Raw genomic sequence first — 12291 nt, 5'->3', positions numbered from 1 at the left:
ACCGGACGCATGCCCCTTGGGCCACCGGGCGCCGCACAAAAACACAGGGTCACGATCCGATTCCGTCACGTAACCACACCGCGCTCGACCCGTTGGAGGGGGCATGGGCTTCACGATCGGCGGCATCCGGGGAACGGACAAGCCTCGCACCGGTTCACGGCGGCGCGGCCGCACGTCGGACTGCACCGCGGTGGCGGAGTACACCGGACTGTGGGGATGGGCAGCGGTCCCCGGCGCACGCGCACTCGACGGCCGCTGCTCCTGCGGCGCGGCCGACTGCGCCGCCCCCGGCGCCCACCCCCTGGAGTTCGCCCCCGAGGTCCCCGCCGGGGCGACGCTCGACGAAGTGACCGAGGCCTGGGCGCAGTTCCCCGGCGCCGCCGTACTGCTGCCCGTGGGCCGCGCCTTCGACGTCATCGAGGTGGCGGAGGCCGCCGGACGCAGGGCGCTGGTCCGCCTGGAGCGCATGGGCCTGCCGCTCGGCCCGGTGGCCGCCACCCCGGAGGGCCGCGCGCACTTCTTCGTCGCCCCCGGCGCCGCCGCCGAACTCCCCCAGCTGCTCTACCGCATGGGCTGGGACGACGCCGGCATCGACCTGCACGGCCTGGGCCCCGGCACACACATCACCGCCCCGCCCTCCGACCGCGCGGGCCTCGGCCCGGTCCGCTGGCTCCGCGCCCCGGACCTGGACTCGGCGACGCACCCGCCCCAGGCACGGCTTCTCCTCGGGACCCTGGCGTACGTGGCCCATCGCTCACCGGCGTAGCGACCGGCGCCCGCACACGAAATGCCCCACCCCGGCTGCACCCCGGGGTGGGGCATTTCTTCGTGCGCGGCGCCGAGCGCCCGCGTGGCACCGAACGCCTGGTGGCTACTCGCCGATCAGCGCGTCGACGAACGCCTCGGGCTCGAACGGCGCCAGGTCGTCCGCGCCCTCGCCGAGTCCGATCAGCTTCACGGGCACGCCCAGCTCGCGCTGGACCGCGACGACGATGCCGCCCTTGGCCGTGCCGTCCAGCTTCGTCAGGACGATGCCGGTGATGTCGACGACCTCGGCGAAGACCCGCGCCTGCACCAGGCCGTTCTGCCCGGTCGTGGCGTCCAGGACGAGCAGCACCTCGTCGAGCGGCGCGTGCTTCTCGACGACGCGCTTGACCTTGCCGAGCTCGTCCATCAGGCCGGTTTTGGTGTGCAGACGGCCCGCGGTGTCGATGAGGACGACGTCGGCGCCTTCCGCGATGCCTTCCTTGACCGCGTCGAAGGCGATCGAGGCGGGGTCGCCGCCCTCGGGGCCGCGGACCGTGCGGGCGCCGACGCGCTCGCCCCAGGTCTGCAGCTGGTCGGCGGCGGCCGCGCGGAACGTGTCCGCGGCGCCGAGGACCACGGAGCGGCCGTCGGCGACCAGGACGCGGGCGAGCTTGCCGGTGGTGGTGGTCTTGCCGGTGCCGTTCACGCCGACGACCATCACGATGCCGGGCGTCTCCAGGCCCGACTCGGTCTTGACCGTGCGGTCGAGGTCCGGGTCGACGAGCGCCACGAGTTCCTCGCGCAGCAGCGTGCGCAGCTCGTCGGGGGTACGGGTGCCGAGCACGCGGACGCGCTCGCGGAGCCGCTCGACCAGTTCCTGCGTGGGGGCGACGCCGACGTCGGCGGTGAGGAGCGTGTCCTCGATCTCCTCCCAGGTGTCCTCGTCCAGGTGCTCGCGGGAGAGGAGCGTGAGCAGCCCCTTGCCGAGTGCGTTCTGCGAGCGCGAGAGGCGCGAGCGCAGACGGACCAGGCGACCTGCCGTGGGCTCCGGGGTCTCGACCTCCGGGGCGGCCGGCTCCTCGATGACGACGGGGGCCGACGCCGACGGCTCGGCGAGCGGAAGTTCCACCTCCTCGATCGTGCGGCGCGGTTCGTCGCGCGGCGTCTCGGCCTCGTCGCCGACATGCGGCTCGGCCGGAGGAGCGGTGATGGTGGGCGTGGACGACGGGGCCTTCGGCGACAGCTGCTTCTTCTTGCGGCTGCCGATCACGAGCCCGCCGAGCGCGCCGATCACGACCACGGCGATGACTACAGCAAGGATGACGATTTCCATAACCTCCCCAGTATCAGCCATGGGGGCAACACAGGCCCAAGCTGTAGCTTCCTCCAAAGAACATAAGCTCATAGAGGGCACTACTCGGACTAAAGTACGATGGAGCTCTCCGCATCAACGCGCGTAGAGTCCAACGCGATCACCCCCACGGACGGATCGCGGCGTTGCGATCCGAGCGAGAGGCACGGACCCCACCCCATGAGCACCACCGCCGAAAACGAAGGCGCCCTGGAGACACGCGGCCTCGAGCCCGTCCCCGACTCCGAGCGCACCGGCAAGGCCCGCGAGCTGTTCCCCACGTGGGTGGCGGCCAACATCAGCGTCCTGCTGCTCACCATGGGCGCGGGTCTCATCGTGACCAACGGCCTCAACTTCTGGCAGGCCCTGGTCGTCGCCCTGGTCTCGCCCCTTCTCAGCTACGGCCTGGTCGGTCTGATCTCCATCTCGGGCAAGCGCGGCGGCTCCCCCGGCATGACCCTCTCGCGCGCCGTCTTCGGCCAGCGCGGCAACCTCTTCCCCGGCTCGCTCATCTGGATCGCCCGCTGGGGCTGGGAGACGATCAACGCAGTCACGGGCGCGTACGCGATCATCACCGTCCTGGACATCTGCTTCGGCGTGGAGTCCAGCACGTGGCTGACGATCGTGACGCTGATCGCCTTCGTCGCCTGCACGTTCGTCATCAGCGGCCTGGGCCGCAAGGTCCTGCACATCTGCAACACCTGGGCCACGTACCTCTTCGGCGCGTTCAGCGTCCTCGTCCTCGTCTACCTGGTGGCCAACACCCCCTGGTCGGACGTCTTCTCGCGGCCCGCGGGCTCCACCGCGGCCATGGTCGCGGGCGTCGGCGTGATCGCCGCCGGCGGCATCAGCTGGGTCCCCACCGGCCCGGACTTCACGCGCTACCTCCCGCGCAAGGCGTCCAACAAGGCCCTGGTGGGCAACGCCATCGGCGGCGCCGGCATCGTCGTCGTCCCGATGGTCCTGATGGGCGCCGTCATGGCGGTCAGCACGCCGAGCCTGTCGAAGGCATCGGACCCGGTCTCCTTCCTCGGCGAGCTGCTCCCGACGTGGATCGCGGTGCCGTACCTGCTGATGGCCCTGATCGGCATGCTCCTGATCAACTCGATGTCGATGTACTCCGCGGGCTTCACCGCCATGACGCTCGGCATCAAGGTCCCGCGCACGTGGGCGGTCTCGATCAACGCCATCATCAGCCTGATCTTCGGCTACCTCCTGATGAACGTGGCCACCAGCTTCATCGGCTCGTTCATCTCCTTCCTGACGCTGCTCGCGGTCGCCTTCTCCGCCTGGATCGGCGTCTTCGGCGTCGACATGCTGCGCAGGAAGACGTACGACGGCGAGGCGCTGATGGACACCAAGCGCACCAGCGCCTACTGGTACAAGGCGGGCTTCGCCTGGCAGGCCATGACCGCGTGGGCGATTGCCCTGGTGATGGGCCTCCTCTTCACGAAGGTCGACTGGTTCAGCGGCCCGCTCGCCACCTCCTGGATCGGCCGCAACGGCCTGGGCTGGCTGGCCACGATCCTCATCGCCGCCGCGCTGTACGCGGTGCTTCCGCGGACCCCGGCCGTCGAGGCCCCCGAAGGCAAGGGCGGGGACGAGACGGAGCTGGTCTCGGCCTGAGGCCGCTGCGCGGCTGATCCGGACCAACTGCCCACGGACCCTGGTCATCTGACACCGCATCACCTAACGTCCCTCTTCGCCCGCACACGGTGAAGGGGGACGTTCCCATGCCCGTCACAGTCGTACGCCTCAACCTCGTCGATCCGGATGCCACGCCCTCCTCGCTGAGCGATCGCTACAAGGCCGCCCTGGAGATGGCCACGTACGCCGACGACCGGGGCATCTCCACCGTGCAGACCGAGGAGCACCACGGCGTCGGCAACAACTGGCTGCCCTCGCCCTTCACCTTCGCCGGCGCGGTCTTCGGTGCGACCCGGCGCATCGCGGTCACGGTCTCCGCGATCATCGGCCCGCTGCACGATCCGCTGCGGCTCGCCGAGGACATCGCCGTACTGGATCTGCTCAGCGGCGGGCGCCTCGTCACGGTGGCGGGGATCGGCTACCGGCCCGAGGAGTACGAGGCGTTCGGCGTCGACTGGAAGCGGCGCGGCAAGCTGCAGGACGAGCTCCTGCAGACCCTGCTGCAGGCGTGGACGGGCCAGCCCTTCGAGTTCCGCGGCCGCACCGCGCGCGTCACCCCGCGTCCGTACACCCAGCCGCATCCGATGCTCCTGGTCGGCGGCTCCTCGCAGGCGGCGGCCCGCCGCGCGGCCCGGCTCGGCCTGCCGTTCTTCCCCAGCGCCCATCTGCCGGAGCTCGAGGCGTACTACAACGCACGCCTCGCGGAGTACGGCACCGAGGGCTGGACGATGATGCCCGCCGCCGAGACCCCGCTCCTGCACATCGCGGACGACCCGGACCGCACCTGGGCCGAGCACGGCGAGCACTTCCTGCACGAGGCCCGTACGTACGCCTCCTGGCAGTCCAAGGACATCCGCTCGGCGGTGAAGTCGAGCGCGACCACGGTCGACGAGCTGCGCGCCGAGGGCGTCTACCGCGTCCTGACGCCCGACCAGTGCGTGGCGTACGTGCAGGGCGGCGCGGCCAATCTCGTGCTGCATCCGCTCTCCGGCGGGATGCCGGTCGACGAGGGCTGGCGCAGCCTGCACCACTTCTGCGAAAACGTACTGCCCCGGCTCAAGGAGTAGGTCCTTGAACCGGGGCAGCTTCCTCAGAGGAGGGGCAGCGGGGATTAGCCCATCTCCTCCAGGGTCTTGCCCTTCGTCTCCTTGACGAACTTCATGACGAAGGGGATCGAGATCACGGCGAAGGCGCCGTAGATGATGTACGAGCCGGTCAGGCTCCACTCGGACATGCTCGGGAAGGTCTTGGTGATCGCGAAGTTCGCGAGCCACTGGGCCGAGGCCGCCACACCGAGCGCCGCGGCGCGGATGCGGTTCGGGAAGATCTCGCCGAGCAGCACCCAGACCACCACGCCCCAGGAGAGGGCGAAGAAGAGCACGAAGAAGTTGGCGGCGATGATCGCCGTCAGGCCCTGCGCGTCCGGCAGCGAGACGTTGTCGCCGGTGCCGGTGCGGTAGGAGAACGCCCAGGCGCAGGTGAAGAGCGCGAGCGCCATGCCGGCCGAGCCGATGATGGCCAGCGGCTTGCGGCCAATGCGGTCGACGAAGATCATCGCGATGACCGTACCAACGATGTTCACGATCGACGTCTCGAACGAGTACAGGAACGAGCTGCTCGGGTCCTTGCCGATCGACTGCCACAGCTGGTTCGAGTAGTAGAAGATCACGTTGATGCCGACGAGCTGCTGGAACACCGAGAGGCCGATGCCGATCCAGACGATCGGCAGGAAGCCGACCTTGCCGAGCAGGTCCTTGAACGAGGACTTGTGCTCGCGGCGCATGCCCTCCTCGATCTCGGTGACGCGGGCGTCGAGGTCGATCTTGGTTCCCTCGACCTCGCCGAGGACCTTCTTGGCCTCGGTGTTGCGGCCGACGGAGATGAGGAAGCGCGGCGACTCGGGGATCGCGAAGGAGAGCAGGCCGTAGAGGAGGGCCGGGATGACCATGACGCCGAGCATCAGCTGCCAGGCCTCGAGGCCCAGGAGCTTGCCGCGCTGGTCACCGTCCGCCATGTTCAGGATGGCCCAGTTGACCAGCTGGGAGACGGCGATGCCGATGACGATCGCGGCCTGCTGGAACGAGGCGAGGCGGCCTCGGTAGGCGGGCGGCGCGACCTCGGCGATGTAGGCCGGGCCGATGACGGACGCCATGCCGATGCCGATGCCGCCGATGAAGCGCCACATCGTCAGGTCCCACGCCGCGAACGGCAGGGCCGAACCGACGGCGCTCGCCGCGAAGAGGACGGCGGCGATCTGCATGCAGCGGATGCGGCCGATGCGGTCGGCGATACGGCCGGCGATCGCGGCACCGACGGCACAGCCGAGCAGTGCGGTGGCGATGATCCAGCCGAGCATGTTGGCGTCGACGTCGAACCGGTGCTGGATGGCGACGGTCGCGCCATTGATCACCGAACTGTCGTAGCCGAACAGGAAGCCACCCATCGCGGCGGCCGCCGTAATGAAGATGACATGGCCGAGATGGTCCGGCTGGGCCTCTCTGCCGTGGCCGGGCTGCGGCGCCTTCGTTGTGCTGGTCACATGGACTCCTCGGGCCACCGGCAACATCGCCGGGGGTGGGGGTGAGCACTTCAAGTGGCGCACAACTTCACGCCGCCCACCACCTGAAGGTAAAAGCAACGTTGCAGAGACTATGTCTTCAAGTTTCGAAGTCAATACCTGGGTTCCTGTGACTTTCAGGGACTCCTGAGGCGTAGTTCGTTCAAGTCTTGAAGTTATGGAGAAGGGGTGACGAAGGGCACCGGCGAGCGGCTACCGGAGCCGCTGGCTGATCACCTTCGAGACGCCGTCGCCCTGCATGGACACGCCGTACAGCGCGTCGGCGACCTCCATCGTCCGCTTCTGGTGCGTGATCACGATGAGCTGCGAGGCCTCCTGCAGCTCCTCCATGATGCGGATGAGCCGCTGCAGGTTGGTGTCGTCGAGCGCGGCCTCGACCTCGTCCATCACATAGAAGGGACTCGGCCGTGCCTTGAAGATCGAGACGAGCAGCGCGACGGCGGTCAGGGACCGCTCACCGCCGGAGAGCAGCGAGAGGCGCTTGACCTTCTTGCCCGGCGGGCGCGCCTCGACGTCGACACCCGTGGCGAGCATGTTCTCGGGGTCGGTCAGGATGAGCCGTCCCTCGCCGCCAGGGAAGAGCCGCGAGAAGACGCCCTCGAACTCACGGGCGGTGTCCCGGTAGGCCTCGGTGAAGACCTGCTCGACGCGCTCGTCGACCTCCTTCACCACTTGCAGGAGGTCGGCCCGCGTCTTCTTCAGGTCCTCGAGCTGCTCGCTCAGGAACTTGTGACGCTCCTCAAGCGCGGCGAACTCCTCGAGCGCCAGCGGGTTCACCTTCCCGAGCTGCTGGTACGCCCGTTCGGCTGACCTCAGCCGCTTCTCCTGCTCACCGCGGACGTACGGCACGGGCCGGTTGCGCGGGTGTTCCGGGTCATCGGGGAGCTCCTCGCCCTCGGCCGCGGGGGAGGGCGGCACGAGCTGGTCGGGGCCGTAGTCGGACACGAGTCCTGCCGGTTCCACACCGAGTTCCTCCAGTGCCTTGGACTCCAGCTGCTCGATCCGCAGCCGCTTCTCGGCACCGAGTACCTCGCCGCGGTGGACTGAATCCGTCAGTTTGTCGAGCTCCGCCTTGAGGTCACGCCCCTGGCCCCGCTCGGCGGTCAGATCCCGCTCCCGCACCTCCTTGGCCTGCTCGGCGGCGGCACGTTCCTGCTCGGCCCGCACGAGGGACACCTCGACGTGTGCGAGCAGCTGCCGCGCGCCACGGGCCACGGCCTCGGCGACCGCGGCCTCGTGCCGCATCCGGGCCTTGCGCTGCTCGGCACGCGCGCGTGCCTCGCGTTCGGCGCGCGCGGCCCTGTCCAACGAGTCGGCGCGTCCCGCCAGGCCCTTGACCCGCTCCTCGTGCGTACGTACCTGGAGCCTGGCCTCCATCTCGGTCTGCCGGGCGTTGGCCCCGTCGGCGGCCAGCCGGTCACGCACCGAGGTGTCGGGCTCCTCCTCGACCGGAGCCTCCTCGGCCACGGCGAGCCGCTCGGCCAGCTCCTCGGCGTCCTCGACCGCCTTGTCCAGCGCTTCCTGGGCCTTCGCCGCGGCGGCCGCACTGCGCTCGGCCTCGCCCGCCGCGCCACGCGCCTGCCCGGCGAGCGCCCCCAACTGCTGGGCCACGGCGGACTTCTCCCGGTCGGCGGCGCGCCTGCGCTCCCCCAGCTCCTCGACGAGCGCGGCCACCTCCTTGCGCCGCTCGCCGGCTTCCTGCTGGGCGTGCGCCAACTCCTCGCACTGTTCGGCGAGTTGCTCGAGCTCGGCCGCCGCCTCGTCGACGGATGCCTGTACTTCGAGCAGGCTGGGCGCCCCTGCCGACCCGCCCTGCGCGAAGTGCGCCCCGAGCAGGTCGCCTTCGGCGGTGACGGCGGTGAGCTGCGGGTGGGCGTAGACGAAGTCCTCGGCGTCCTCAAGGGTGCCGACGGCGACCATCCCGCGCAGCAGCCGCCGCACCGCGGGCATCAACTCCTCGGGCCCGCGCACCAGTTCGGCGACCATGGGCGGCCCTTGAGCACTCCCCTGACGTACGTCACCGGGGCCGGCGTCCGGCGCCCCCGCGAGGAGCAGCGCGGCCCGGCCCGCGTCCTGCTTGCGCAGCAGCCGGATGGCCTCCGCCGCCGACGCCGGTGTGGTCACGGCGATCGCGTCCGCCGCCGCGCCGAACGCCGCCGCGACCGCGACCTCGTGCCCCGGGGTGATCGACAGCAGCTCGGCCGCGGGACCGAGCAGCCCCGCGAGGCGGTCCTTGGCGGCGAGCAGCGCCCCCGTCCCGTCCTTGCGCCGCAGGCCGAGCGCGAGCGCCTCGTGCCGGGCGGCGACCGCGGCGCGCTTGCGTTCGGCGGCGGTGGCCGCCTCCCGGGCGGCGGTCAGCGCGCCCTCGGCCTCCGTGAGGGAACGCTTCGCCTCGTCGTGCCGCTCGCCGAGCTCCGCGTCACCGGCGTCGAGCCCGTCGACCTCCGCCTTCAGCTGCTCGTACTCCTCCTGGGCGGCGACCGCGCGCTCCCCCGCCTCGTCACGCGCGAGGGCGAGCCGGTCGATCTCGGCCTGTGCGGAGCCCGCCCGCGAGCGCGCCGCGTTGACCTGGCCGTTCAGCCGGGCGAGGCCTTCGCGCCGGTCGGCGATGGCCCGCGCCACGTCCTTGAGGCGGCGCTCCTCGACGGCCAGCTCCCGCTCCAGGTCGGCGCGGTGGCCGACGGTGTCCTCAAGGGCGTGCTCCGCGGCCTCCAGGGCGGCTTCGAGCTCCGCCTCCTGCTCGCGGATCCGCGCGGCCTCGCGCTCCATGTCCTCGGGGTCACGGCCGCGCCGCTCCTCCGGGGGCGCGGCGGTGGCGCTCTTGACCCGGGCGTCGGCAAGGGAGACGGTGCCGCGCACGCGCTCGGCCAGCTGCGACAGCTCGTACCACGTCTGCTGCGCCCGCTGGAGCCGTGGCGTGAGGCGGCGCACCTCGTCCTCGAGCTCCGCCTCCCGCTGGAGCGCCTTCTTCAGCTCGGCCTCGGCGGTGTCCTTGCGCCGCTTGAGCTCCGCCTCGTCGGCCACCTCGGTCCGCAGCGCGTCCCGCATGCGTACGAGGTCGTCGGCGAGCAGCCGGAGGCGGGCGTCGCGCAGGTCGGCCTGGATGACGGCGGCCCTGCGCGCCACGGCGGCCTGCCGGCCGAGCGGCTTGAGCTGACGCCGCAGTTCGTCGGTCAGGTCCTGTACGCGCGCGAGGTTGGCCTGCATCGCGTCGAGCTTGCGCAGCGCCTTCTCTTTGCGCTTGCGGTGCTTGAGGACGCCCGCGGCCTCCTCGATGAAGGCGCGGCGCCCCATGGGGTCGGCGTGCAGGACGCCGTCGAGCTGACCCTGGCCGACGATGACGTGCATCTCGCGCCCGATGCCGGAGTCGGAGAGCAGCTCCTGGATGTCGAGCAGCCGGCAGGTGTCGCCGTTGATCTGGTACTCGCTGCCGCCGTTGCGGAACATGATCCGCGTGATGGTGACCTCGGCGTACTCGATGGGCAGCGCGCCGTCGGAGTTGTCGATGGTGAGGGACACCTCGGCACGGCCGAGCGGCGGGCGCCCGGTGGTGCCGGCGAAGATGACGTCCTCCATCTTGCCGCCGCGCAGCGACTTGGCGCCCTGCTCGCCCATGACCCAGGACAGCGCGTCCACGACATTGGACTTGCCGGAGCCGTTCGGTCCGACGACGCAGGTGATGCCGGGCTCGAACTTCAGCGTCGTCGCCGACGCGAAGGATTTGAAACCGCGCAGTGTCAGGGCCTTGAGGTGCACGCCGCCGGACTCTACCTTTCACTGACCGTTTCACCCAGGAACATGCAGGGCACATCAGGTGTAACGGAATAGGGCCATGCGGCGACAAGAAAGAAGGGACGCCGAAGCGTCCCTTGCAGATCTGGACAAGCGGCTGACATGGGCAGCCTGACCTCATGCGTTAACAGGCATCCCACAGACCGGAGCACGCGTGACGCGAAGAGGCGTTACGCACGGTCGTGTGAGCTGAGCGCCTTGCTGAAGATGGTGGTCAGGTGAGCGCAGGCTCCGCCTGGGGTACGTCGATGCTCTCCAGGAGCGATTCGTGAGAAGCGGCAGCCGCGAGCGCGTCGTTCTCGGCCTGGATCTTCACGAGCTCAGATTCCAGGTCCTGGACGCGTTGCTGGAGCCGTCGCATCTCGGCGAGAAGTCGCGGGTCGGAACCGCCGACGTAACCGAGAAGCGCCTTTGCCATGATGGATGGTCCTCCACAATGAGTGACCGACCGAAGCGGTGTGGGTCGTGAGGGAATCGCACCCGCGGTGCTTGGCACTCGTTGTTCGTGCTGGTTTTGCAGGGCCGTTCTCACATGCCAAACAGCTAAGGTGCGCGGGGCTTCCAGAGTCTCACCAAAAAGTTTGACGGTCAACACGATCACGCCCCGTATTGGCGGGCAACCCGGGGGCCTGCGGCCGTGGAAACGGCGGCGCTGCCTCTGCTGCGGGGCCCTGAGGGCGTGTCGATCATCCTTCACCCGGGAGCCTGCCACGACGGGACGTTCTTGGCAACCACCAGGCGTTTTCTGCCCCGGGCAGTTGCCACGGCCCCACGGGAGCGGGCCCGCGCGACAGCTGTCCGTCAGCGAATCGCGAAGGTGTCGTAGATGCCGCGCGGAGTGTCCCAGATCTCAGTGACGCCGTCGACGCGGCCGGGTGTGTCGCCCGTACGCAGCCAGTCGAGCAGCCCCTGGGCGCCCGCGCGGGGACCCTCGGCGACGACCTGCACACGGCCGTCCTCCAAATTGAGAGCAAAACCACTCAGGCCCCCGATCTCCAGAGCCTTGGCCCGCGTGAACCAGCGGAAACCCACGCCTTGCACCTGGCCACGCACCCAGGCCGTGACTCTGACTTCTTCGTTCATGGGTGCACGCTAACCGGCCAATTGCTCTCGGAGCACTTCGTCCCCATGCGCCATCGCGTACAGTCCCGACACGATGAGCCTCACTCGTATGGGTGAGCCACGTTGACCGCTGAGGACGAGGAAGGCCAGGAGATGGGACGCCACCGACGCTCCGGCGCAGGGGCAGCCGCCACCGGCCGCGCCACTGGGGTCTCCGACACATACGCGGGCGGACATGCCGGCGTCCCGGAGCCCCGCCCCGCCACCGTGTCACATCGCCGCAAGGGCCGTGCCGCCCCGGTGCGCACCGGCCTGCTCGGGGTCTCGGCAGCCGTGGCCATGGGTGCCGTGGCGGTCGCGTCCGGCCTGATCCCGGGCGCCGACAACTACTCCCTGGGCGGTGGCGGCGACTCGAACAAGGTGCGGGCCGCCACGACTCCCAGCGAGGTGTCGCCCCAGGGCGGCGACACGGGCACCGCCGAGCGCGAGACGGCCCCGCCGAGCCGCGGCTCCGAGCGCCCGGACGCCCCGGCCCCCTCCCCCTCGCGGACCACCGAGAAGCCCTCGGCCGAGCCGTCGAAGAAGCCGTCGTCCAAGGCGCCCGCGCCCCGGACCGACGAGAAGAAGAAAGAGACGACGCCCCCGGGCCCCTCGCGCAAGCCCGCCGAGAAGACCAAGACCCCGCCGTCCACCGGTTCGAAGTCCCCGTCCGCGGAGAGCGTCGCCGAGGCGGACGTGCTCACCCTGGTCAACCAGGAGCGCGCCAAGGTGGGCTGCTCCCCCGTGAGCGGTGACGCCGCGCTCGCCTCGCTCGCCGGTGACTTCAGCTCGGACATGGCCGAGCGCGACTTCTTCGACCACACCGACCCGGACGGCGCGACCCCCTGGGACCGCGCCGAGAAGGCCGGGATATCGGACCTGGGCGGCGAGAACATCGCCCGGGGCCAGGCCAACGCGCAGTCCGTGATGGACGCCTGGATGAACAGCCCCGGCCACCGCGCCAACATCCTCAACTGCGACTACAAGACCCTGGGCGTCGGCGCGCACTTCGCGCCGGGCGGCCCGTGGTGGACGCAGGACTTCGGCTTCTAGATCCCCTCACCAGAAGCACTAA

Annotated in this window: 9 protein-coding genes; 4 read left to right on the top strand and 5 right to left on the bottom strand. The window is 70.3% G+C overall.

The window, feature by feature from the left end; genetic code table 11:
• Window positions 1–103 precede the first annotated feature (103 nt).
• Window positions 104–766, top strand: a complete 663-nt coding sequence (locus AB0M70_RS28410) for a bifunctional DNA primase/polymerase (protein ID WP_365824076.1) — start codon at window positions 104–106, stop codon at window positions 764–766.
• 105 nt (window positions 767–871) lie between these two features.
• Here AB0M70_RS28410 and ftsY read toward each other — a convergent pair whose 3' ends face one another.
• Entirely contained in the window at window positions 872–2080 is a 1209-nt protein-coding gene (gene ftsY, locus AB0M70_RS28405; protein ID WP_365824074.1) for a signal recognition particle-docking protein FtsY, read from the bottom strand.
• Between the two features lie 198 nt (window positions 2081–2278).
• On the opposite strand from ftsY, the gene AB0M70_RS28400 reads away from it, so the two are divergent.
• On the top strand, window positions 2279–3724 hold the full coding sequence (locus AB0M70_RS28400; protein ID WP_365824072.1) for a cytosine permease: 1446 nt from the start codon (window positions 2279–2281) through the stop codon (window positions 3722–3724).
• Window positions 3725–3831: 107 nt separating this feature from the next.
• Window positions 3832–4812, top strand: coding sequence for an LLM class flavin-dependent oxidoreductase (locus AB0M70_RS28395; RefSeq protein WP_365824070.1), 981 nt, complete (start codon window positions 3832–3834; stop codon window positions 4810–4812).
• A 44-nt stretch (window positions 4813–4856) separates the two neighbouring features.
• Here AB0M70_RS28395 and AB0M70_RS28390 read toward each other — a convergent pair whose 3' ends face one another.
• The 4 genes from AB0M70_RS28390 to AB0M70_RS28375 all read right to left on the bottom strand — a co-directional run bounded on the left by AB0M70_RS28390 (window position 4857) and on the right by AB0M70_RS28375 (window position 11198).
• Entirely contained in the window at window positions 4857–6284 is a 1428-nt protein-coding gene (locus AB0M70_RS28390; protein ID WP_365824068.1) for a sugar porter family MFS transporter, read from the bottom strand.
• Between the two features lie 231 nt (window positions 6285–6515).
• Window positions 6516–10079 (bottom strand): chromosome segregation protein SMC, encoded by a 3564-nt coding sequence (gene smc, locus AB0M70_RS28385; protein WP_365824066.1) that lies wholly within the window; start codon window positions 10077–10079, stop codon window positions 6516–6518.
• Window positions 10080–10329: 250 nt separating this feature from the next.
• Entirely contained in the window at window positions 10330–10533 is a 204-nt protein-coding gene (locus AB0M70_RS28380; RefSeq protein ID WP_135333243.1) for a hypothetical protein, read from the bottom strand.
• A gap of 383 nt (window positions 10534–10916) precedes the next feature.
• Window positions 10917–11198 carry an acylphosphatase gene (locus tag AB0M70_RS28375; RefSeq protein WP_361838089.1) on the bottom strand — a complete coding sequence of 94 codons (282 nt, stop codon included), beginning with the start codon at window positions 11196–11198 and terminating at the stop codon, window positions 10917–10919.
• Window positions 11199–11330: 132 nt separating this feature from the next.
• Between AB0M70_RS28375 and AB0M70_RS28370 the strand changes: the two genes are divergently transcribed.
• Window positions 11331–12269 carry a CAP domain-containing protein gene (locus AB0M70_RS28370; protein ID WP_365824283.1) on the top strand — a complete coding sequence of 313 codons (939 nt, stop codon included), beginning with the start codon at window positions 11331–11333 and terminating at the stop codon, window positions 12267–12269.
• Window positions 12270–12291 lie beyond the last annotated feature (22 nt).

Origin of the sequence: Streptomyces sp. NPDC051214 (genome assembly GCF_040682375.1) — a bacterium.
Classification (GTDB): Bacteria; Actinomycetota; Actinomycetes; order Streptomycetales; family Streptomycetaceae; genus Streptomyces.
This window is presented reverse-complemented; position numbering and strand designations above follow the sequence as displayed.